At 61.3% G+C, this 22,833-nt stretch carries 20 protein-coding genes and 1 pseudogene; 8 read left to right on the forward strand and 13 right to left on the reverse strand.

The features are described from left to right. Position 1: 1 nt before the first annotated feature. Positions 2-1,354: a 3-oxoacyl-ACP reductase gene (locus KGA82_RS06455; RefSeq protein WP_223449976.1), complete on the reverse strand. Its 1,353-nt coding sequence runs from the start codon at positions 1,352-1,354 to the stop codon at positions 2-4. A 261-nt stretch (positions 1,355-1,615) separates the two neighbouring features. On the opposite strand from KGA82_RS06455, the gene KGA82_RS06460 reads away from it, so the two are divergent. Next, the gene (locus KGA82_RS06460) at positions 1,616-2,893 is read left to right on the forward strand and encodes an acetyl-CoA C-acetyltransferase (RefSeq protein WP_223449977.1); all 1,278 of its coding nucleotides are present in this window, start codon (positions 1,616-1,618) and stop codon (positions 2,891-2,893) included. Between the two features lie 196 nt (positions 2,894-3,089). After that, positions 3,090-3,881 carry an AraC family transcriptional regulator gene (locus KGA82_RS06465; RefSeq protein WP_192226990.1) on the forward strand — a complete coding sequence of 264 codons (792 nt, stop codon included), beginning with the start codon at positions 3,090-3,092 and terminating at the stop codon, positions 3,879-3,881. 105 nt (positions 3,882-3,986) lie between these two features. On the opposite strand, the gene KGA82_RS29440 is transcribed toward KGA82_RS06465, so the two are convergent. Both KGA82_RS29440 and KGA82_RS29445 read right to left on the reverse strand, forming a co-directional pair. Further along, entirely contained in the window at positions 3,987-4,754 is a 768-nt protein-coding gene (locus tag KGA82_RS29440; protein ID WP_390959830.1) for a methyl-accepting chemotaxis protein, read from the reverse strand. A gap of 90 nt (positions 4,755-4,844) precedes the next feature. Further along, a pseudogene (locus KGA82_RS29445) lies at positions 4,845-5,933 on the reverse strand (cache domain-containing protein); the annotation flags it as partial. Positions 5,934-6,377: 444 nt separating this feature from the next. On the opposite strand from KGA82_RS29445, the gene KGA82_RS06475 reads away from it, so the two are divergent. Together KGA82_RS06475 and KGA82_RS06480 are read left to right on the forward strand one after the other, a co-directional pair. Then, the gene (locus tag KGA82_RS06475) at positions 6,378-7,271 is read left to right on the forward strand and encodes a PA4780 family RIO1-like protein kinase (RefSeq protein ID WP_008038756.1); all 894 of its coding nucleotides are present in this window, start codon (positions 6,378-6,380) and stop codon (positions 7,269-7,271) included. Positions 7,272-7,445: 174 nt separating this feature from the next. After that, a complete protein-coding gene (locus KGA82_RS06480) occupies positions 7,446-8,696 on the forward strand; it encodes an MFS transporter (RefSeq protein WP_223449978.1) in 1,251 nt (416 codons plus the stop codon). On the opposite strand, the gene cueR is transcribed toward KGA82_RS06480, so the two are convergent. From cueR to KGA82_RS06495, 3 genes are all read right to left on the reverse strand, one after another. Further along, positions 8,650-9,063: a Cu(I)-responsive transcriptional regulator gene (gene cueR, locus KGA82_RS06485; RefSeq protein WP_008031313.1), complete on the reverse strand. Its 414-nt coding sequence runs from the start codon at positions 9,061-9,063 to the stop codon at positions 8,650-8,652. The two genes, KGA82_RS06480 and cueR, sit on opposite strands and share 47 nt — an antisense overlap. Then, positions 9,060-11,453: a heavy metal translocating P-type ATPase gene (locus KGA82_RS06490; protein WP_223449979.1), complete on the reverse strand. Its 2,394-nt coding sequence runs from the start codon at positions 11,451-11,453 to the stop codon at positions 9,060-9,062. Before KGA82_RS06490 ends, cueR begins: the two co-directional genes overlap by 4 nt. A 205-nt stretch (positions 11,454-11,658) precedes the next feature. Then, positions 11,659-12,042: a hypothetical protein gene (locus KGA82_RS06495; protein WP_008038759.1), complete on the reverse strand. Its 384-nt coding sequence runs from the start codon at positions 12,040-12,042 to the stop codon at positions 11,659-11,661. A gap of 147 nt (positions 12,043-12,189) precedes the next feature. Here KGA82_RS06495 and KGA82_RS06500 point away from each other — a divergent pair, with 147 nt between their 5' ends. Continuing rightward, positions 12,190-12,387, forward strand: a complete 198-nt coding sequence (locus tag KGA82_RS06500) for a cation transporter (protein WP_008031318.1) — start codon at positions 12,190-12,192, stop codon at positions 12,385-12,387. A 233-nt stretch (positions 12,388-12,620) separates the two neighbouring features. Next, on the forward strand, positions 12,621-13,817 hold the full coding sequence (locus KGA82_RS06505) for a multidrug effflux MFS transporter (protein WP_223449980.1): 1,197 nt from the start codon (positions 12,621-12,623) through the stop codon (positions 13,815-13,817). A gap of 8 nt (positions 13,818-13,825) precedes the next feature. On the opposite strand, the gene KGA82_RS06510 is transcribed toward KGA82_RS06505, so the two are convergent. The 3 genes from KGA82_RS06510 to KGA82_RS06520 form a co-directional block, all read right to left on the reverse strand. After that, the gene (locus tag KGA82_RS06510) at positions 13,826-13,996 is read right to left on the reverse strand and encodes a hypothetical protein (protein ID WP_008038760.1); all 171 of its coding nucleotides are present in this window, start codon (positions 13,994-13,996) and stop codon (positions 13,826-13,828) included. Positions 13,997-14,130: 134 nt separating this feature from the next. Continuing rightward, positions 14,131-15,144, reverse strand: coding sequence for a zinc-binding alcohol dehydrogenase family protein (locus KGA82_RS06515; protein WP_008031324.1), 1,014 nt, complete (start codon positions 15,142-15,144; stop codon positions 14,131-14,133). Positions 15,145-15,173: 29 nt separating this feature from the next. Further along, positions 15,174-15,467, reverse strand: a complete 294-nt coding sequence (locus KGA82_RS06520; RefSeq protein WP_008038762.1) for a putative quinol monooxygenase — start codon at positions 15,465-15,467, stop codon at positions 15,174-15,176. A 118-nt stretch (positions 15,468-15,585) separates the two neighbouring features. Between KGA82_RS06520 and KGA82_RS06525 the strand changes: the two genes are divergently transcribed. Further along, positions 15,586-16,515, forward strand: a complete 930-nt coding sequence (locus KGA82_RS06525; RefSeq protein WP_008038763.1) for a LysR family transcriptional regulator — start codon at positions 15,586-15,588, stop codon at positions 16,513-16,515. A 316-nt stretch (positions 16,516-16,831) separates the two neighbouring features. Beyond that, complete coding sequence (locus KGA82_RS06530; protein WP_008038764.1) at positions 16,832-17,566, forward strand: ArsR/SmtB family transcription factor; 735 nt, start codon at positions 16,832-16,834, stop codon at positions 17,564-17,566. Between the two features lie 118 nt (positions 17,567-17,684). Here the strand turns inward: KGA82_RS06530 and KGA82_RS06535 are convergent, their stop codons facing one another. The 4 genes from KGA82_RS06535 to KGA82_RS06550 form a co-directional block, all read right to left on the reverse strand. After that, positions 17,685-18,638 carry an adenosine deaminase gene (locus KGA82_RS06535; protein WP_008031333.1) on the reverse strand — a complete coding sequence of 318 codons (954 nt, stop codon included), beginning with the start codon at positions 18,636-18,638 and terminating at the stop codon, positions 17,685-17,687. Positions 18,639-18,719: 81 nt separating this feature from the next. Then, entirely contained in the window at positions 18,720-19,685 is a 966-nt protein-coding gene (locus tag KGA82_RS06540; protein ID WP_223449981.1) for an isopenicillin N synthase family dioxygenase, read from the reverse strand. Positions 19,686-19,825: 140 nt separating this feature from the next. After that, complete coding sequence (locus tag KGA82_RS06545) at positions 19,826-20,908, reverse strand: BMP family ABC transporter substrate-binding protein (protein WP_223449982.1); 1,083 nt, start codon at positions 20,906-20,908, stop codon at positions 19,826-19,828. Between the two features lie 351 nt (positions 20,909-21,259). Further along, on the reverse strand, positions 21,260-22,618 hold the full coding sequence (locus tag KGA82_RS06550; RefSeq protein ID WP_223449983.1) for an 8-oxoguanine deaminase: 1,359 nt from the start codon (positions 22,616-22,618) through the stop codon (positions 21,260-21,262). Between the last annotated feature and the right edge of the window lie 215 nt (positions 22,619-22,833).

A 22,833-nucleotide genomic window follows, 5' to 3' on the forward strand; every position in this document is an offset into this window, starting at 1 on the left:
GCTAAGCCCCCAAGACACTTTGTCCACAGACCCGCAGCGCTTGCCCGGTGAACGCGCCGGTGCCAGGTTGCGCCAGCCAGGCCACCGCTTCGGCAACGTCCTGCGGCAAGCCGCCCTGGCCCAGCGAACTCATGCGCCGGCCGGCCTCACGCAAGCCAAAGGGAATGTGTGCGGTCATCTGTGTTTCGATGAATCCCGGTGCCACCGCGTTGATGCTGATGCCCCGCTCATTGAGCAACGGCGCCCAGGCTTGGGCCAGACCGATCAAACCCGCCTTGCTCGCCGCGTAATTGGTTTGCCCACGATTGCCGGCGATGCCGCTGATGGACGCCAGCAGAATCACCCGACCGTCATCGTGCAAGGTGCCGCTGTCGAGCAGAGCCTTGGTCAGCACTTGTGGTGCATTGAGATTGACCGCGAGCACCGCGTCCCAGAATTCCGGGGTCATGTTGGCCAGGGTTTTATCGCGGGTGATGCCGGCGTTGTGCACCACGATATCGACGCCGTCAGGCAATTGCTCGATCAACTGCGTGGCGGCGCCTTCGGCGCAGATGTCCAGGGTGATGCTGCGTCCGCCGAGGCGTGCGGCGAGGGCGTCGAGATCGGTTTTCGCCGGTGGCACGTCGAGCAGGATCACGTCGGCGCCGTCACGGGCCAGGGTTTCGGCAATCGATGCACCGATGCCCCGCGCCGCGCCGGTGACCAGCGCCTTGCGCCCCGACAACGGGCGCGTCCAGTCCGTCACGGGCGTGGCGCAGGGGTTCAGGTGAATCACTTGCCCGGAGACGAACGCACTTTTGGGCGAAAGGAAAAACCGCAGCGGGCCTTCCAGTTGATCCTCGGCGCCTTCGCCGACTTGGATTAGTTGCAAGGTGCCGCCACTGCGCAGTTCCTTGGCCAGCGAACGACTGAAGCCTTCCAGGGCGCGCTGGGCGCTGGCGGCAAACGGATCGCTCAACGTCTGCGGCGTGCGCCCGAGAATGACCAGGTGCGCACAGTGATCGAGGTTTTTCATCAGCGGCTGAAAGAACTCGCGCAGTTGCTTGAGTTGATCGGTTTGCACCAGATGACTGGCGTCGAACACCACCGCCTTGAGTTTCGGGCCGTGGCCGGGAATCCACGCGGTGGCGATCGAAGGCTCGCTGCCGTAGCTGTAAATCGCATCGGTCAGGCGGTTGGCGAAGGCGCTGACTTTTTCCGCCAGCGGCCCGCCGCCGATCAGCAGCGCTCCCTCGACAGGCCGTAGCCGGCCCGCCTGCCAGCGTTCCAGCCGAACCGGCGACGGCAGCCCCAAGGCCCCGACCAGACGATGGCCGATGGATGAATTGGCGAAGTCGATATAGCGGTCAGACATGGAACGCGCTCCAGCAGCTGGGGTTCAAAGTGTGGACCACGAATGGCAATCAGTCGTTCGATCCACGAGATAAGGCCTACGCTTGGACATTGCAGATTGGTTTTATCCCGGGATTTTTATGGCGCGATCCTTGTAGGAGCGAAGCTTGCTCGCGAAGGCGGTATATCAGCTACATGGGTGCCGACTGACCCAACGCCTTCGCGAGCAAGCTTCGCTCCTACAGGGGTGGCGCGCATTTGGATTTTCATCAGGAGCTTTTTCATGACTCAGCTGCGCCGCGTCGCGATCATCGGCGGTAACCGGATTCCCTTCGCACGCTCCAACGGGCCGTACGCCACCGCGAGTAACCAGGCGATGCTCACCGCCGCACTCGAGGGATTGATCGAGCGTTTCAACCTGCACGGTTTGCGCATGGGTGAAGTGGCGGCGGGCGCGGTGCTCAAGCATTCCCGGGACTTCAACCTGACCCGCGAATGCGTACTCGGCTCACGGCTGTCGCCGACCACGCCGGCCTATGACATTCAGCAAGCGTGCGGCACCGGGCTGGAAGCAGCGTTGCTGGTGGCGAATAAAATCGCCCTGGGCCAGATCGAGTGCGGCATTGCCGGCGGCGTCGACACCACGTCCGACGCGCCCATCGGCATCAACGAAGGTTTGCGCAAAATCCTCCTGCAAGCCAACCGCGCCAAGACCACGGCCGACAAACTGAAAACCTTTTTGCAGCTGCGACCGGGTCATCTCGTCCCTGAATTTCCGCGCAACGGCGAACCCCGTACCGGCCTGTCGATGGGCGAACACTGCGAACTGATGGCGCAGACCTGGAACATTGCGCGCGCCGAGCAGGATCAACTGGCGCTGGAAAGTCATCAGAAAATGGCGGCCTCCTACACCGAAGGCTGGCACAACGACCTGATGACGCCGTTCCTCGGCCTGACCCGCGACAACAACCTGCGCCCGGACCTGACCCTGGAAAAACTCGCGTCGCTGAAACCGGCGTTCGAGAAAAGCGCCAAAGGCACGCTGACCGCCGGCAACTCGACGCCGCTCACCGACGGCGCGTCGCTGGTGCTGCTGGGCAGTGAAGAATGGGCGAAGGAACGCGGCTTGCCGATCCTTGCGTATTTGCGCGATGGCGAGGCGGCGGCGGTGGATTTCGTCAACGGTGCCGAAGGGCTGTTGATGGCGCCGGTGTACGCGGTGCCGCGTTTGCTGGGGCGCAATGGCCTGACCTTGCAGGACTTCGATTACTACGAAATCCACGAAGCTTTCGCCGCTCAAGTGCTCTGCACCTTGAAGGCCTGGGAAGACCCTGAGTACTGCAAAACCCGCCTCGGCCTGGACGCGCCACTGGGCTCCATCGACCGCAGCCGGCTCAACGTCAAAGGCAGTTCACTGGCGGCGGGGCATCCGTTTGCAGCGACGGGCGGGCGCATTGTCGCCAATCTGGCCAAGCTGCTCGACGCCGCAGGCAAGGGCCGGGGGTTGATCTCGATTTGCGCGGCGGGTGGGCAGGGCGTCACCGCAATCATCGAACGTTGAAGATTTAACTGAATAAAACCGGGAACCTGTGGGAGCGGGCTTGCCCGCGATAGCGGTGTATCAGGCAGTAGAGATGTTGAATGTGCTGGCCCTATCGCGAGCAGGCTCGCTCCCACAGGGGATCACCGATATTGAATAGATGAGTGACATGGCCTAACGTCGTCTCTTCAGCAATCCCGCGACACAAGGCCAGTCAATGCCGACTAACGGACAACAATCCCTCGAACGGACCATCCCGGCCCTGACCGTGTTGCCGCGTCCGTTGTACGCACGTGCCGAAAGCCTCAACGCCGGTTCATGGACGCCGTCTCACCGCCACGACTGGGTGCAATTCTCCTACGCCATCAGCGGCGTCCTCGGTGTGCACACCGCCGAGGGCAGTTTTTTTGCGCCGCCGCAGTGGGGGATCTGGATTCCGGCGGATCTCGAACATCAGGTCGTGACCTCGATGCGCGCCGAAATGCGCAGCCTTTACGTGCGTCGCGAGGATTGCCAATGGGCGGACGGGCGTTGCCGGGTGCTGGAAGTGACGCCGCTGGCCCGGGAGCTGATCAAGAGTTTTTGTGCGCTGCCGGTGGAATATCCACAGGGCGACAGCCCGGAGGCGCGGCTGGTGAATGTGCTGCTGGATCAACTGGCGAATTTGCCGGAGGTCGGTTTCTCGCTGCCCCTGCCGCGCCATGAACGCTTGCTGGGCTTGTGCAACGAATTGATCGAAAACCCGGAACACAACGTGACCTTGCAGGAATGGGCACAACGATTGGGTACGTCGGAGAAGACCCTGATGCGCTTGTTCCAGCGTGAAACGGGGTTGAGTTTTCGTGGCTGGCGGCAGCGGATGCGGCTGCTGTCGTCGTTGAATTTGCTGGAGGCGGGGGACAGCGTGACGAATGCGGCGTTGGCGTGTGGGTATGACTCGACGTCGGCGTTTATTGCGGCGTTCAAGGGGTTGTTCGGGTTTACGCCGGGAGAGTTGTTTCGGCAGTGATGATGCCTTCGCGGGCAAGCCTCGCTCCTACAAAAACAGCGCAAAACCCTGTAGGAGCGAGGCTTGCCCGCGAATGGCCGCGAAGCGGCCACCGGGATTTTTGGATCAGGTACGGAAACGGCGAACCAACCCATCCAGTTCATTCGACAACCCGGCCAGGCTCTGCGAGTCCAACCGCGCCGAGTTCGCCAGTTCTGCCACCAACTGCGCATCGCCATGAATCTGGCTGATGTGCCGATTGATGTCTTCGGCCACCTGATGCTGCTGTTCAGCCGCTGTGGCGATCTGGGTGTTCATGTCGCGGATCACGTCCACCGATTCACGGATCTGCCCGAAGCTGCTGCGCGCCTCACCGATGCGAGTCACCGACTGCTGCGACACTTCCAGGCTCGCATGCATCTGCTGAGTCACCTGGCTGGTGCGCTTGGCGAGGTTGCCAAGCAGGCCGTCGATTTCCGCTGTGGAGTCGGCGGTGCGCTTGGCCAAGGCCCGCACTTCGTCCGCCACCACCGCAAAACCGCGACCTTGTTCACCGGCCCGTGCGGCCTCGATAGCAGCGTTCAGCGCCAGCAGGTTGGTCTGTTCGGCGATTGAACGAATGGTCCCGAGGATCGACTGAATGTCGTTGCTGTCGCGCTCAAGTTGTTGCATCGACTGCGCCGACTGTTCTATTTCCTGGCTCAGGCGATCAACGCTGGTCACGGCGGCATCAATCTGTTGCTGACCTTCGCGCGCCTGGCGCTGGCCGCTGTCGGCCGACTCGGCCGCCTGGCTGCACGAGCGCGCGACTTCGTTGGCGGTGGCGACCATTTCGTGGAACGCGGTCGACACCATGTCCACGGCTTCACGTTGGCGTCCGGCCGCTTCGGCCATGTCGCTGGAGACCTGGGTCGAGCTCTTGGAGGTGGCGAGTATTTTGGTCGCGGCGCCGCCGATGCTTTGAATCAGGTTGCGAATCGCCGCCAGGAACTGGTTGAACCAGTTGGCCAGTTGCGCGGTTTCGTCGCTGCCACGGATTTGCAGGTTCTTGGTCAGGTCGCCTTCACCTTGGGCAATGCCTTCCAGGCCATCGGCCACACTGCGGATCGGACGCACGATGACGCTGGCGAAACTGGCGCCGACGACGGCGAAGACCACTGCCAGCACGGCGGCGATGATTGCGATCAACCAGGTCAGTTGGGTCGCGGTGCTCATCACATCGCTTTGTTTGATCAGGCCGATGAAGGTCCAGCCCAATTGCTCGGACGGCCAGACGTTAGCCATGTAGCGCTCGCCATTGAGCTCGACTTCGACCAGGCCTTTGCCGGCCTTGGCCAGTTGCGCATAACCCTCGCCGAGGCTGCCCAGTGCCTTGAAGTTGTGTTCCGGTTGTTTCGGATCGACCAGTACGGTGCCGGAGTTTTCCAGCAGCATCAGGTAGCCGGTTTCGCCGAGCTTGATCTGTTTAACCAGTTCGGTGAGCTGTTTGAGCGACACGTCGATGCTGACCACGCCGCCGTTGGTGCCCAGCTTGTTGTCGATGGTGCGTACGGTGCTGACGTAGGACGTATCATTTTCGGCCCAGTAATAGGCCTCGGTACGGAACGGCTTGCCCGGTTTGGCCTGGGCCGCCTTGTACCACGGACGCTGGCGCGGGTCGTAGTTGGCCAGCTTGGCGTCGTCCGGCCACGACACGTAACCGCCGGCCGCAGTGCCGAGGATCGCGTAGGCGTAGGACGGATGGGCGTTGCCCAGGTCCTGCAGGAAGCCGAAGACTTTTTTGTCCGCCTCGCCTTGGGGAACGCTGGCGGCGTCGGCCTTCATGTAGGTCTTGAGGCTGTCGTCGGAGTTTGTGATCAGCGGTTGCTTGGCCAGGTATTCGACGTTCTGGCTGATGCCGTCGAAAAACAGTTGCATGGCATTGCTGACCTGACGGATTTCACGACCGCTGTTGTCGACGAACTCGTCCTTGGCATCACTGCGCAAGTTCAACACAACGAGGGTGGCGACCAGCACCACGGGCAGGCAGGCGATGATTGCAAACGCCCACGTCAACTTCTGTTTGATGTTCATCCGCGCTCCAGATTTTCTTGTAGGCCCACGCAGTGCAGATGACTCGCGGAATTATTGGCAGCCGTAAACGTTTTGTTGAACCCGATCCCTTGGGCACGTCATCGTTTTCTGTCGGAACGATCGTCGGACAATTCACTTTGTTACAGATGACTTCGGCTGCTAAAGGAGGAAATTGAGGGCTGTTGAAAAAAATCTTGCGAACGGTAGGGACCGGTATGTCGGATTCTGTCGCAAATCCCCTCGCATCCCTTCTCCAACAAGTGCTGCCGGCTCGGCTATGATCCTTGGCGGTCGATGAGCATCGGCGGGTTTGCCGGGTTTTTTCGGCACATTGTGTGCATCCGCAACGTTCATAGGTCGGTAACCCCTCCCCCGAATGAGTGGATTGCCGTATAACGAATGACTTTCGCGTGTTTGGTAATAAAGGACCCACAATAAAAGCTGATGAAGACTCCAAAACGCATTGAACCCCTGATCGAGGACGGTCTGGTCGACGAGGTGCTGCGCCCACTCATGAGTGGTAAAGAAGCAGCTGTTTATGTGGTGCGCTGCGGCAACGAGTTGCGTTGCGCGAAGGTCTACAAGGAGGCGAATAAACGCAGTTTCCGCCAGGCGTCCGAGTACCAGGAAGGTCGCAAGGTACGCAACAGCCGTCAGGCTCGGGCGATGGCCAAGGGCTCCAAGTTCGGCAAGAAAGAAACCGAAGACGCCTGGCAGAACGCCGAAGTGGCGGCGCTGTTTCGTCTGGCCGGTGCGGGTGTGCGGGTTCCTCAGCCTTACGACTTCCTTGAAGGTGTGCTGCTGATGGAACTGGTGGCCGACGAGTACGGCGATGCCGCGCCGCGTCTGAACGACGTGGTGCTGGAGCCGGACCAGGCGCGCGAATATCACGCGTTCCTGATTTCGCAGATCGTGCTGATGTTGTGTACCGGCCTGGTGCACGGTGACCTGTCCGAGTTCAACGTACTGTTGACGCCGACCGGCCCGGTCATCATCGACTTGCCGCAAGCGGTCGACGCGGCGGGCAACAACCACGCGTTCAGCATGCTGGAGCGTGACGTGGGCAACATGGCGTCCTACTTCGGGCGGTTTGCCCCGGAGTTGAAAAAGACCAAATACGCCAAGGAAATGTGGGCCCTGTACGAAGCGGGCACCTTGCACCCGGCCAGTGTCTTGACCGGCGAGTTCGACGAACCGGAAGAGTTGGCTGACGTCGGCGGGATCATGCGCGAAATCGAGGCGGCACGCCTGGATGAAGAACGCAAACAAGCGATACGCGCAGCAGACGATGCGCCACCTAGCAAAACCGAAGAACCGCCTCCACCGTGGATGCAGTGATCGGTTGACGAAAAACCCGGCTTCGGCCGGGTTTTTTGTTCGGGATGAAGACTCGGGACCGCGTCGTTTGGTTCGCGGGCAAGTCGGATCGCCGCACCGCTCGCTCCTACAGGTTCAACGCTGTCCTTGTAGGAGCGAGGCTTGCCCGCGAAGACGTCAACCCAGGCAACCCAAATGTGTCATACCCACCACACTCAAGGACTGAATGTGAACACCTCCACCCGCAACGCCCGACTGATCATTGCCGCCCGTCTGGTCTCGGACTTCGGCGCGTTCCTCAACATGGTCGCCCTGGCCACCTACGTCTACCTGCTCAGCAACAGCGCCATGAGCGTCGGTATCTTCCTCGCCAGTCGCGTGGGCGGAGGGATTTTCGCCAGCCTGATCGGCACGAGTTTTTATCGCCGCTGGACCGGGCGCTTGCCGTTGATCGCGTTCGACCTGCTGCGCGCCGGATTGCTGGGCCTGCTGCTGGTGTTGCCAGTCAGCCAGCAAGCGCTTTTGCTGCCGGTGATCGCTTTTGGCCTGGGCTTGGGCAATTCAATGTTCTCCATCGGCCTCAACAGCCAGTTGCCGCACTTGATCGATGGCGAGCAGTTGCTCAAGACCAACGCCTGGATCACCTCCGCATCGTCGGCGGCGATGGTCGGCGGAAGTCTGGTGGCTGGCTTGTTGGTGGCGGCGTTCGGCTTTGAAACGGTCTTTGCGCTGAACGTGGTCACTTACCTGCTGGCCGCGTTGTTCATCCTGCCGCTGCGGTTTGCCGGACCGTCTCCCAGTGCCGGGCCCGATCATGAACGAGGCGAATGGTCAGCGCTGCGCCAAGGTCTGCGCACCACACCGGTGGTGGCTGCGATGCTCGCGGTCACCATGGCCGACACTCTGGGCAGCGCTGCACACAACGTCGGTTTGCCGATCATTTCAAAACTGCTGACACCCGAATCGGCCAGCACCACGTTGGGCCTGATGCTGGCGGTCTGGGCCAGTGGAAAATTGATCGGCGCACGGATTGCCAGTCGCCTGAAAGGCTCGGACAACGTGAACCTGGAGCGACGGTTTTTCTTCGGCGTGTTGCTGATGTCCTGCGGCTTCATCCTGATGTTCCAGCAGCAAACGCTCTACGGTTTGTTGCTGTTCTCACTGCCGGCGGGGCTGGGTGACGGCTTCTCGGAAGTCGGCCTGATGTCGCGTCTGCAACGTGAACCGGACAACCTGCGCCTGCCGATTTTCAGCTTTCTGACGTTGCTGCAAATGACCGGGTTCGGCATTGGCATGCTGGTCGCCGCGCCGTTCTATTCATGGTGGACGCCCGGCGCGGTGGTGCTGTTGTTCCACGGCATTCCCCTCACCACCTTGTTGATGGTGAAGGTGCTCGCGATCAGGGGTGAGCGGGTACGGCGCAGCAACCCGACTCAAGATTTTTGAGGATCGGGCAGTCCGGGCGGTGATCGCCCTGGCAGTGCTCGACCAGGTCCTGCAACGTGTCGCGCAACTGACCGAGTTCGAGGATTTTCTGGTTCAGCTCGTCAATGTGCTGACGAGCCAGCGCTTTCACATCGGCGCTGGCGCGTTGGCGGTCCTGCCAGAGGGTCAGCAGTTTGCCGACCTCTTCCAGAGAAAACCCCAAATCCCGCGATCGCTTGATAAAGGCCAGCGTGTGCAAGTCGTCAGCGCCGTAAACCCGGTAACCGCTGTCGGTGCGATGAGCCGCCTTGAGCAAGCCGATGGACTCGTAATAACGGATCATCTTCGCGCTCAGGCCACTTTGGCGGGCTGCTTGGCCGATGTTCATCGGTTGTCCTCCAGATCCTTGGGTTTCCAGGTTTTCAACAGTAACGCATTGCTCACCACGCTGACGCTCGACAACGCCATCGCCGCGCCGGCCAGCACCGGGTTGAGGAAACCGAACGCGGCCAGCGGAATGCCGATCAGGTTATAAACGAAGGCCCAAAACAGGTTCTGACGAATCTTCGCGTAGGTCTTGCGGCTGATCTCCAGCGCTGCCGGCACCAGTCGAGGATCGCCGCGCATCAGGGTGATCCCGGCTGCGTGCATGGCGACGTCGGTGCCGCCGCCCATGGCAATGCCGATGTCGGCGGCGGCCAGGGCCGGGGCGTCGTTGATGCCGTCGCCGACCATCGCTACCACGCCGGTCTTTTTCAATTCGGCGACGGTGGCGGCTTTGTCGGCCGGCAGTACTTCGGCGTGCACGTCGGTGATGCCCAAGGCCTCGGCGACCACTTTGGCGCTGCCGCGATTGTCGCCGGTCAGCAAGTGGCTGCTGATGTGGCGGGCGCTGAGTTGTTGCACCGCTTGCAGCGCACCTGATTTGAGGGTGTCACCGAAGGCGAACAAACCCAGCACGGTCGGCGTGGGGTTTTGCTCGATCAACCAGGACAGGGTCCGGCCTTCGGTTTCCCATGCGGTAGCAGCGTCGGCCAATGGGCCCGCGCTCAACCCGTTTTCTTCCAGCAGGCGACGATTGCCCAGCGCCAGGCGCCGACCCTCAAGGTTGCCGGCAATGCCGCGCCCGGTCAGGGACTGGCTGTCGCTGACATCGGCCACGGTCAAACCGCGTTCGGCGCACGCATCCAGAACCGCCTTGGCCAATGGATGCTCACTGCCGCGTTGCAGCGCGCCGGCCATTTGCAGCAGGGCGGCTTCGTCACCGTCGATGGCGTTCAAATGGGCGATACGCGGTGCACCCGAGGTCAGCGTGCCGGTCTTGTCGAACACCACCGCGCTGACTTCATGGGCCCGTTCCAGTGCTTCGGCGTCCTTGATCAGAATCCCGTGGCGCGCCGCCACACCGGTGCCAGCCATGATCGCCGTTGGCGTGGCCAACCCGAGGGCGCAAGGGCAGGCGATCACCAATACCGCAACGGCGTTGATCAGCGCGGTTTCCATCGGTGCGCCATACAGCCACCAACCGATCAGGGTTGCCAGTGCGATCAGCAGCACCGTCGGCACGAACACCTGGCTGACTTTATCCACCAGTTTCTGGATCGGTGCTTTCGCCGCTTGCGCGTCTTCGACCAGGCGGATGATCCGCGCCAGTACGGTTTCCGCACCCAAGGCCTGGGTGCGAACCAACAGGCGACCTTCACCGTTGATGGCGCCGCCGGTGACCTTGTCGCCGGGTTGTTTCGGCACCGGCAGGCTTTCGCCGCTGATCAGAGCTTCGTCGGCATGGCTTTGCCCTTCGACCACTTCGCCGTCCACCGGGAAACGTTCGCCGGGTTTGACCAGCACCAGATCATTCAGGCGTAGGGCGCTGATCGCCACGTCCTGTTCGCGACCGTCGATGACTTGAATCGCCCGCTCCGGGCGCAAGGCTTCGAGGGCGCGGATGGCGCTGGCGGTCTGGCGTTTGGCGCGGCTTTCGAGGTATTTGCCCAGCAGCACCAGCGCAATCACGACCGCAGAGGCTTCGAAATACAGGTGCGGCATGCGCCCGGCGGCGGTGGCCCATTCGTAGAGGCTCAAGCCATAACCGGCGCTGGTGCCGAGGGCTACAAGCAAGTCCATGTTGCCGGCACCGGCGCGTACGGCTTTCCATGCCGCCACATAAAAACGGGCACCGAAGATGAATTGCACCGGTGTGGCCAGGGTGAATTGCACCCAGGCCGGGAGCATCCAGTGCACGCCGAACGGTTGCAGCAGCATTGGCAATACCAGCGGCAAGGCGAGGGCAATGGCCATGATCAACACCCAGCGTTCGCGGTGCAGGCGCTGATGTTGCGTGTCGGTTGACGGGTGTTCGACTTCCCAGACGCTGGCGTTGTAACCCGCCTTGGTCACGGCCGCGATCAGGGTTTGCGGATCGATCTGCCCGAGCAGTTCGAGGTGGGCGCGTTCGTTGGCCAGGTTGACGCTGACGCTTTTGACGCCGGGCACTTTGGCCAGCGCCCGTTCGACCCGACCGACGCAGGACGCGCAGGTCATGCCGTCGATGCTCAATTCCAGACTCTGCTGCGGCACGCTGTAACCAGCCTGCTGCACCGCGTCCATCAACGCCGGCAGGCTGTCGCTGGGCGCTTGAACCCGCGCCTGCTCGGTGGCCAGGTTAACGCTGACCGCCGTGGCGCCGATGACTTTGCTCAAGGCACGCTCGACACGCCCGGCGCAACTGGCGCAGGTCATGCCGGCAATCGGCAGATCAAACGTGGTGGATTCGGACATCGGTCGCACTCCCTGTAGTAGATGGCTACAGGATCAACCTTGCCATGCTGGCAAGGTCAAGCGCAAAGATTGGCGTGGTGATCCTCTGTAGGAGCGAGCGGTGCGGCGATCCGACTTGCCCGCGAAGGCGTCGTATCAGTTGACAAGGATGTGTCTGAAATACCGCCTTCGCGGGCAAGCCTCGCTCCTACAGGTTGGAGGTGGGTCAATAATCGAGGGCTGTCGGCTTGAGGTACATGCCTTCCTGCGTCATCGCAATCCGGAACTTCAGCACATCCCCGGCCTTGAGGCTGATGTTCTGCGAGCCCGGCGCCAGCATGCCTGGGTTGCAGCCCGGCGCCTGGCCCGGTAGCAATTTCAGGCGCAGCGAAACGTTGCCTGGCGGCAGGTTGAAGGAGGTGCTTTGTTCCTGAAACAGCCGCGCCGACAGTTGATCCTGGATGTACACGCCGATTTCGCAGTTGGTCGACACTTCCAGGCGCTCGCGGGAAATGATCAATACGCCGTAATCCTCCCCGGCAGCATTGACCGAGGGCACGGCGGCGAAAAGGCTGAGGAAGCCAAACAGGCTGAGAGCTGACCAGCGCATGGCTGAATCTCCTGAGATCGAGTCATAGATGCACGCAGCTTGGCCGAGCGCGACGCCGATTGCCAGCCCGGCAGCTCATTTCAGAACTTGACCTTGCCATGGTGGCAAGCTCGAGACTGTTCGCAACCTCACTAAAGGAGTCATTCCATGCAAGTGTTCAACGTTCAAGGCATGTCCTGCGGTCACTGCGTCAAAGCCATCACTCAAGCGTTGCAAGCCAAGGATCCTGCGGCCAGCGTGCGGGTCGATCTGGCGGCAAAGGAAGTCGGCGTCGAAAGTGCGTTGACCGCGGATCAAGTAATCGCCGCGATCAGCGAAGAAGGCTACGAAGTGAAAGTCGCTTAAGGCCAAACGCAAAACCACTGTAGGAGCGAAGCTTGCTCGCGAATGCGGTTTGTCAGACGGCATTGACGTGGCTGACCCACCGCCTTCGTCGGAACGCCGCCCGGAGCAAGCTCTGCTCCTACAAGGGCCGGCGTTTTTTAGGTTTTTAATAGTTAGCGAGCTATCGGAATGTTCAAGGCGTCGATGCGCGGCTAGACTGTGTGCCCGCCGACCTCCGTCCCACTGGATACCCGATGAACTTCCGTACCATTTTGATTCTTGGCGCACTTAGCGCTTTTGGCCCGCTGGCAATCGATTTCTATCTGCCGGCGTTTCCGGCCATGGCGCTGGCGTTCGGCACCGATGAACAGCACGTTCAACTGACGCTGGCGGCGTATTTCCTCGGTTTGTCCATCGGTCAGCTGATGTACGGCCCGGTGGCGGATCGTTTTGGTCGGCGTATTCCGTTGCTGACGGGTGTCGGTCTGTTCACCGTCGCTTCCCTGGCGTGCGCCTATGCGCCGAACCTGGAATGGCTGCTCGGTGCGCGGTTCGTCCAGGCGCTGGGCGGTTGTGCGGGGATGGTGATTTCAAGGGCGATCGTCAGTGACAAATGCGATGCGGTGGGCTCGGCGAAAGTCTTTTCACAACTGATGCTGGTCATGGGCCTGGCACCGATTCTCGCGCCGATGCTCGGCGGGTTGCTGGTCAACACCACGGGCTGGCAATCGATCTTCCTGGTGCTGACCGGTTTCAGTGCACTGGCCGGGCTGGCCGTGGCGCTCGGCTTGCCGGAAAGCATGCCGGCGAATGTGCCGCGTCAGCCCTTGTCGGGCGCGCTGCGTCAGTACGGTCGGCTGTTGTCGGACCCGGTGTACCTCGGCCACGCCCTGACCGGTGGCATCGCCATCGCCGGGATGTTTGCCTACATCGCCGGTTCGCCGTTCGTCTTCATCAAACTCTACGGCGTGCCGGCCGAGCACTTCGGCTGGTTGTTCGGCACCAATGCGGCGGGGTTCATTCTGGTGGCGCAGGTCAACGCACGGTTGCTGGCCAAGCGTGGCCCGGCGTTCCTGCTGGCGCGCACCGTATGGATCTACCTCGCGGCGGGCCTGACGCTGCTCGCGGTCAGTTCGCTGCACACCGAGCAATTGTGGCCGCTGCTGATTCCGCTGTTTATCTGCATCGCCAGCCTCGGTTGCATCCTGCCCAACGCCTCGGCTTGCGCCATGAACGGGCAGGGCGCGCGCGCCGGCAGTGCGTCGGCAATGCTCGGTTGCCTGCAATTCAGCGTCGCCGCCGGAGCCGCGTCGCTCGTGGGTATTTTGTACGACGGCAGCGCCATGCCGATGGCCATGGTCATCAGCCTGTGCGGAGTTCTGGTGGTGAGCATAGCGATGCTCACCCGGCGTCTGCAAAATGCCCGGGCATTGGTGAAAGCCCAGGTGTGAGGAAGGTCTCAGCCGGCAGCGCGTTGCTGCTGGACGGGAATCTGATGAGGGGCGTGCAATCGTGCTTCGAGGGTTCGGGTGAACTCGCGCGCTTCGGCTTCGCTACGGAACGTCACCGCGTGTTGGTCCAGGCGGACCTGCCACTGGGATTTTGCCAATTCTTTTATCAGGATCTTCATTGCTGACCTCCTCGGTTAAAAGATTGCATCGCAGAGGACACGATTGTAGACCCGAATACGACCACAATGATGACAGCGGTCAACCTTCGGACTGACGGTGTCGTCCATTCGGACGACACTTGTATCAATCTGTTTCAGAAGCCTTCGAGGACAATCTTGCCCTTGGATTTGCCGCTCTCCAGCAGCTCATGCGCACGCCGCAAATTCGCTGCGTTGATCGTTCCGAAGTGCTCGCCCACCGTGGTTTTCAGTGTCCCGGCATCGATCAGCGCTGCCACGCGGTTGAGCAGTTTGTGTTGCTCGATCATGTCCGCGGTTTCGAACAGCGAGCGGGTGTACATGAACTCCCAGTGCAGCGACAGGCTCTTGCGCTTGAGCTTGGTCACGTCCAGCGCCTTCGGGTCATCGATCAGCGCCAGTTTGCCCTGCGGCGCCAACGCCTCGACCAATTGATCCAGATGCTGATCGGTCTGGGTCAGGCTGGCGACGTGGGTCACCGAGTTCACGCCTGCACGTTTGAGCTCTTCGCTCAGCGGTTGGCTGTGATCGATCACCAGATCGGCGCCCAGCTCACGTACCCAGCTCTGGGTTTGCGCACGGGACGCGGTGCCGATGACCTTCAGCCCAGTGAGCTGGCTGGCCAGTTGCGTAAGGATTGAACCGACACCGCCGGCCGCACCGACGATCAGCAAACTCTGGCCTTCATCGGTGTTGCCTTCGCGCACTTGCAGGCGTTCAAACAACAATTCCCACGCGGTGATCGCGGTCAACGGCAGCGCGGCGGCTTCGGCGAAACCGAGGGTTTTCGGCATGTGGCCGACGATCCGTTCGTCCACCACGTGCAGCTCGCTATTCCCGCCAGCGCGGGCGATGGAGCCGGCGTAGAACACCTTGTCGCCGGCCTTGAACAACGTCACTTCACTGCCGACCGACTTGACCACACCGGCCACGTCCCAGCCCAGCACTTTGGCCGCGCCACCTTCAGGCTGCACGTTCTGGCGGACTTTGGTGTCCACCGGGTTGACCGAGATGGCTTTGACTTCCACCAACAGGTCGCGTGGGCCGGCAACCGGCTCTGGCAATTCGATGTCTTGCAGGGAGTTGGCGTCGCTGATCGGCAACGAGGCGTAGTAGGCAATGGCTTTCATGAAAGGCTCCGCAATAGTATTTAAGAAAATCAGGCCACGACGCGCAGGCGTTTGAGATCGAAATGCTCGATCAGGTCGCCGGCCGTGGCGCGAAAGTGCTGGATGTGTGCACTGGCGTCATGGGCTTGCAGCGCTTCGTCGCTGCTCCACTGCTCGATCATGTAGAAGGCCTGCGGATTGGCCAGGTCCTGATGCAGATCGTATTGACTGCAACCGGCTTCGGCGCGGGTCGGTTCCAGCAGTGCACGCAGGTGCTGTTCGAGGGCGTCCTGCTGACCGGTTTTGGCGATCAGGGTGGCAATGGCGGTAAACGGCTGGGACATGTTCGACTCCGATAACGGGGTGATTTCGATGGGGCAGATGATTGGCTATTTCTCTGCAAGATAAAACCCGCTAAAAGAGCAGTCTCTTTCAATATTTTTTTGATAATCGAGGCTGGAAATGCTGCGTTTCGATGACTTGCAGTTGTTTGTCCGGGCGGCGGACCTGGGCAGTCTGTCGGCGGCGGCGCGGGGGATGGACATGTCGGCGGCGGTGGCCAGTGCGGCGTTGAAGCGCATCGAACAGCAACTCGGTGCGCGGTTGCTCGCCCGTTCCACCCGCAGCCTGCGCCTGACCGCCGAGGGCGAGGGGTTTCTCGAATACGCCCGGGCGGCCCTGAGCAACCTCGATGAAGGTCGCCGCTTGCTGGCCAGCGGTCAGGACCAGGTCAGCGGAGTGTTGCAGCTGTCGGCACCGTCGGATTTCGGTCGCAACCTGTTGCTGCCGTGGCTGGACGAGTTCCAGCGCGAGCATCCGAAGCTCACGGTGCGCCTGCTGCTGGGCGACCGCATCGCCGACCTGTTCCGCCAGCCGGTGGACATTGCCCTGCGCTATGGCGAGCCGGAAGACTCAAGCCTGGTGGCGCTGCCCATCGCACCGAACAACCGCCGCGTGCTGTGTGCCGCGCCGAGCTATCTGGCCCGACACGGCGAGCCCCGGCAACTGGAGCAACTGGCGCAGCACAATTGCCTGCTGTTCATGCTTGGCAGCCGGGTTCACGATCACTGGAGTTTTCACGACGGCAAACGCGAAGTCAGCCTGACCGTCAGCGGTGACCGTTTCAGTGATGATGCCGATGTGGTGCGCCTGTGGGCCGTGGCGGGTGCCGGGATCGCCTACAAATCCTGGCTGGATGTTGCCGCCGATGTGTTGGCCGGTCGCTTGAAAGTGCTGATGCCGGAGCTGATCTGTGAGCGCGCACCGCTGAATTTGCTGTGCGCCCATCGCGCACAATTGAGTAAGCCGGTGAACCTTTTGCGGGAAATGCTCGCCAGCCGATGCGCCGGTTTAAGTAGTCAATTTCCCGTGTTGGCGGTCACCGATCATTAGTCGCAGGTAAAAAGCGAAATTTCACTCAGGAACTATCACCACCAAGGGTTTTCAGAGGGCAGGAACCGACGGTTAACACGCATATACTAGCGCTCGCCTCAGGTACGCACGGTCGATCTCGCCTTGGCGAGTCCGCGTTCGAGTCGGCCAGGCCCGCAGTCGATCGCCGAGCCTTTGCAAAACCCTCAAGGCAATGGCTTGTGTGAGTGGGTGGCTTTGCCCGGGTTGTCGCGGTTTCCGCGTCTTGGCCGACGACACATTACTGGTCAAGATGTCTCTGAGCAGTAGACGAAACGATTCAACAGGGAGTGAATACATGGAACATGCACCTTGCATCAGCCAGATCGCCACGTTGCTGGCTGACCCAAAGCGCAGCGCAATGATGTGGGCCTTGATGGACGGCTCAGCGCGACAAACCGAAGAGTTGGCCTTGCTGGCCGGCCTGTCACCGTCTTCGGCCAGTGCACACCTGGGGCGTTTGTCCGCCGGAGGTCTGTTGAAAGTCGAAACCCGTGGCCGCAAGCGGTTTTTTCGCCTGGCCGCACCTGAAGTCGGCGCTGCGATAGAAGCACTGGCCAGTGCGACGATTGCCAGTACGCCCCGGGGCATGCCGGACGTTTTCAAACGCGCCGCACCTCTCTCCAAACCTCAGGCGGCACCTTCGTCGTTGTTGCGCGCACGACTCTGCGACGATCATTTGGGGGGCACTTTGGCCGCCGATCTTTACCAGCGTTTGCTGGATACGGGCTGGATCGAACAGTTCGAGCAGCGGGTGTCGATCACTCACAAGGGCGCCACGCAATTGGCCAAGCGCGGTGTGTACGTCCAGGCGCTGGCGCACAGCACCCGTCGAGCCGCTTGCGCTTGCCCCGACTGGAGCGAAAGACGTCCGCACATGGGCGGTTCACTCGGCGCGGCGTTGCTGCAATTGTTCATGCAGTCCGGTTGGCTGAGTTTGCCGAACGATTCGCGAGCCTTGCACGTCACCGCGACGGGGCAGCGTGAAATCCATCGCTTTGCCAAGGAAACCGAGCTGGAAATGGCGTTGTAGTACACGGCACGTGGACCCTGTAGGAGCTGGCTTGCCAGCGAAGGTGTGTCAGCCGACATCAATTTGGCTGACAGACCATCGCCGGCAAGCCAGCTCCTACAGGTTTTTTCGTTGAGGCTTAGGGTTTGACCAACCGCGCATCCAGGCTGTTTTGCGCCAGGCGTTTGGCCTGATCCTGGGTCATGCCCAGATCGGTGTACAGCGCATGGAAGTTCTCGGTCACATACCCACCGAAGTACGCCGGGTCGTCCGAGTTCACCGTGACTTTCACGCCGCGCTCAAGCATGTCGAGAATGTTGTGCTGGGACATGTGATCGAACACGCAGAGCTTGGTGTTCGACAACGGGCAGACGGTCAACGGGATCTGCTCGTCGATGATCCGCTGCATCAGGCGCTCGTCTTCGATGGCGCGCACGCCATGGTCGATGCGCTGGATTTTCAGCAGGTCGAGGGCTTCCCAGATGTACTCGGGCGGGCCTTCTTCACCGGCGTGGGCGACGGTCAGGAAGCCTTCGTGGCGGGCGCGATCAAACACGCGCTGGAACTTGCTCGGCGGGTGACCCATTTCCGAACTGTCCAGGCCGACGGCCACAAACGCATCGCGGAACGGCAGCGCCTGATCGAGGGTTTTTTGTGCTTGTTCTTCGCTCAAGTGACGCAGGAAGCTCAGGATCAAACCGCTGGTGATGCCCAGTTGCTGCTCGCCATCCTTCAGTGCGGCGGCGATGCCGTTGAGCACCACTTCGAACGGGATGCCACGGTCGGTGTGGGTCTGCGGGTCGAAGAACGGTTCGGTGTGAATCACGTTCTGCGCCTTGCAACGCAGCAGGTAGGCCCAGGTCAGGTCGTAGAAATCCTGCGAAGTGCGCAGCACGTCGGCGCCCTGGTAATACAGGTCGAGAAACTCTTGCAGGTTGTTGAAGGCGTACGCCTTGCGCAGGGTTTCGACATCGCTCCACGGCAGGGCGATCTTGTTGCGTTCGGCCAGGGCGAACAGCAACTCGGGCTCCAGCGAACCCTCCAGGTGCAAGTGCAGTTCTGCCTTGGGCAGGGCGTTCAGCCAATCGTACATTGTTGAAATCTCATCAGGTGCAATGCCGGCATTCTACAGGTGCTGACTGCAACAATTGGTAAAACCTGACCAAGAGGTTCATTACCCTGCCTCTTGCTCTCGCCGATAAGCATAGGTGTCGGCGAAGCGTGAGAGCAGGAATTCGGCGCAGGTGGTGGCCGGGTATTTCGCCGGGTGAAGGGCATCCTGACAACCGGGCAGGCATTCGATGCGCGTGTCGGGGTGCGGCTCGGCGAAGAATGGCATCGAGTAACGGTCCACACCCAGCGGGCTGATCACCCGGTGCGGCGTCGACAGATAACGGTCGTTGCTCCAGCGCGCCATCATGTCGCCGAGGTTGACCACGAAAGTGCCTTCGATGGGCGGCGCGTCGATCCAGTCGCCTTGCACGTTACGCACTTGCAGGCCGCCGGCCGCGTCCTGATACAGCAGGGTGATGCAGCCGTAATCGGTGTGGGCGCCGGCGCCTTGCTGATCTGCGGAGCTGGCGGTGTGGCGCGGCGGGTAGTGGATCATCCGCAGCACACTGACCGGTTCATGGAAGCGCGTGTCAAAGAAGTCGCGCTCGATGTTCAGCGCCATCGTCATTGCGCGCAACAGGGTTTGAGCCAGCGCCTGCATGTCGACGTAGTGCTGCTCCATCAGCGCTTCCCAACCGGGCATCGAGGGATGACGGTTGGGGCCGCGCAGCGGTTTTTCTGCCAGCACTTGCGGGTGATCGGCCGGCAGGTGCAGGCCCATGTCGAAGGTTTCTTTCAGGTCGCTGGGCTTGCTCGGGTCGAGCTGTTCGGTGGCGATGGCGCCGTAGCCGCGATGGTGTCGGGTCTGGGTGATGTCGATGCTGAGCTTTTCGGCGGTGGGCAGGGCGAAGAAGCGTCGGGCGTGATCAAGCACGGCGTCGATGCGTGCGGCACTGATCGGGTGACCCTTGATGTAGAAAAAGCCCCACTCGCGGCAGGCTTGGTCGATGTGTGTGGCGACGGATTGCCAGGCGGTCTGGTCATCGCTGTAGAGCGGGGCGATGTCGATGATGGGGAGGCTGTTCATACTGCGTTCCTGAGATGGAATGAGCTTTTGTAGGAGCTGGCTTGCCAGCGATGGCGGCGTCCTGTTCAACATTGATGTTGAATTTTATGGCCTCATCGCCGGCAAGCCGGCTCCTACAGGGGGTTGTGTTGGGCTGAGGGTTACTTTGGTATCTCGGCTTTCATGCCTTCAACGTAGTAATTCATCGAGGCCAGTTCCGCGTTGCTCGCCGTCGCGCCCGCCGCAATTTTCTCCACGCCTGCCTGATCCTTGATCGGCCCGGTAAACGGATGCAGCGCACCGCTCTTGATGTCCGCGATGATCTGTTCGGCCTCGGCTTTCACCGGCGCCGGCACGAGGTCGCTGATCGGTAATTCAACCGTGCCTTCCTTCAAACCGCCCCAGTAATCCTGCGACTTCCACGCATGCTCGATCACGCTTTGGGTCGCCTGAATGTAGTGCGGAGCCCAGTCGTTGACGATCGAGGTCAACACCGCTTTCGGCCCGAAGTGCGCCATGTCCGAAGCGTAGCCCACGGCATACACCCCGCGACGCTCGGCGGCCTGGATCGGCGCCGGGCTATCGGTGTGCTGGAACACCACATCCACGCCTTGATCGATCAACGCGTTGGCGGCGTCGGCTTCCTTGCCCGGGTCGAACCAGGAATTGACCCACACCACTTTGATCTCGGTACCGGGGTTGTATTTGTTCAGGGCCAGTTGAATGGCGTTGATGTCGCGGATCACTTCCGGAATCGGGAACGAGGCGACGTAGCCGATCTTTTTGGTCTTGGTCATTTTCGCCGCGAGGAAGCCACCGACGTAGCGACCTTCATAGGTGCGCGCCAGGTAGGTGCCGAGGTTCTTGTCCTGCTTGTAGCCGGTGGCGTGTTCGAAGGTCACCTTGGGAAACTGTTTCGCGACTTTCAGGGTTGGGTTCATGTAGCCGAAGGAGGTGGTGAAGATCAGGTCGTAGTTGTCCTTGGCCATGTTGCGGATCACCCGCTCGGCGTCGGCGCCTTCGGCGACGTTTTCCACGTACTGGGTGGTGATCTGCGAGCCGAATTTTTCGGCCAGCGCCTTGCGTCCCTGTTCATGCTGATACGTCCAGCCATGATCACCGATCGGGCCGATGTAGACGAAGCCGACTTTCAGCGGGTCAGCGGCGCTGACGGTCAGGCTGGCGCTCAGACCGAGGGTTGCAGCGACGGCGCACAGCAGCTTCTTCAACGGACGTTTATGCATGAATTCCCACTCCATTTTTTTTTGAGGTTGGAGGGGGTAATGCAAATTACTGACCAACAGGACAACAAATATCCAAAGCCGTACGATGGCCTTCGCGGGCAAGCCTCGCTCCTACAAAAGCAACGCCGACATGTAGGAGCGAGGCTTGCCCGCGAAGAGGCCCACAAGGCCAATAAAGTGCATGGCCATGCAAGGTTGCCATCCACTGGTGCGCTAAGGCGTCACGAAACGCCCGCAGTCAGTCGGTGGTCAACATCGCCATTGGGGCTTTAAAAAGCATCGCCGGCAAGCCGGCTCCTACAGTTATCGCGCATAACCTGTAGGAGCCGGCTTGCCGGCGAAGGCGTCCGATCAGACGCCTGCGATCAACTGCCGGGCCGCCTGGCTGTGATCGGCGATCAAGCCTTTGAGATCCAGCCCCTCAACCTGCCCGTCGATCACTCGCCACTTGCCTCCTACCATCACCCGATCCGCCCGATCCGCACCACATAACAGCAATGCCGAAACCGGGTCATGGCTACCGGAAAACCGCAGCTCATCCAGCTTGAACAACGCCAGATCCGCCTGCTTGCCCACCGCCAGTTCACCGATATCGGTGCGCCCGAGCAAACTCGCCGAACCCTTGGTCGCCCACCCCAGCACCAATTCCGGCGTGATCTTCTCGGCGCCATAACGCAGCCGCTGGATGTACAGCGCCTGACGGGTTTCGAGCATCATGTTCGACGCATCGTTGGACGCCGAGCCATCCACGCCGAGGCCCAGCAACGCGCCGGCGGCGGTCAGCTCCAGCGTCGGGCAGATGCCGGACGCGAGGCGCATGTTCGAGCTCGGGCAATGGCAAATGCCAGTGCCGGCCGCGCCGAGGCGGGTGATTTCATCCGGGTTGAAGTGGATGCCATGCGCCAGCCAGGTGCGCGGGCCGAGCCAGCCGACGCTGTCCAGATAATCCACGGTGCGCAGGCCGAAGCGTTGCAGGCAGAAGTCTTCTTCGTCGAGGGTTTCCGCCAGGTGCGTGTGCAGGCGCACGTCGAGTTTGTTTGCCAGTTCGGCGCTGGCAGACATGATCTCCGGGGTCACCGAAAACGGTGAGCACGGCGCCAGGGCGATCTGGATTTGCGCGCCAGCGCCACGCTCGTGGTACTCGGCGATCAGGCGCTGACTGTCGTCGAGGATCACTTCACCTTCCTGTACGGTCTGCTGCGGGGGCAGGCCACCGTCCTTCTCGCCCAGGCTCATGGAACCGCGCGTCAGCATGGCGCGCATGCCAAGGTCGCGGACGCTTTCGACTTGCACGTCGATGGCATTTTCCAGGCCTTTCGGGAACAGATAATGGTGATCGGCGGCGGTGGTGCAGCCGGACAGCAGCAACTCGGCCAGCGCGACTTTCGTGGCAAGGGCGAGTTTTTCAGGGGTGAGGCGTGCCCAGACCGGGTACAGGGTTTTCAGCCAAGGGAACAACGGCTGATTGACTACCGGCGCCCAGGCGCGGGTCAGGGTTTGATAGAAGTGGTGATGAGTGTTGATCAGCCCCGGCAGGATCACATGCTCGCGAGCATCGAATACTTGTCCACAGGGGGCGGACGGTTGCTGGCCGGCGGCGAGCACTTCGACGATCAAGCCGTCTTGCACAACCAGGCCGCCACGGGCATCGAGGCCATTGGCAGTGAAGATCGCGAGGGGGTTTTTTAACCAGGTACGGGTCGCAGGCATGTTGGCCGGCTCCTCTGAAAGTTGGGTTCAGGTTAGCCAGCTCAGTGATTACCCTGTCTGCTGATCCAGGGTCGCCGCGAGGACGAGGTGCGCAGTTTCAAACAAAACCGTGCAGCGGGCAAGCCCACCCCGACAGGACGACGAATAATCTGTAGGAGCCGGCTTGCTGGCGATAGCATCGCCTCGGTATCACTGAAAGACCGAGGCGCCTGCAT

This window comes from Pseudomonas sp. BF-RE-22 (assembly GCF_019956155.1).
Taxonomy (GTDB): Bacteria; Pseudomonadota; Gammaproteobacteria; order Pseudomonadales; family Pseudomonadaceae; genus Aquipseudomonas; species Aquipseudomonas migulae.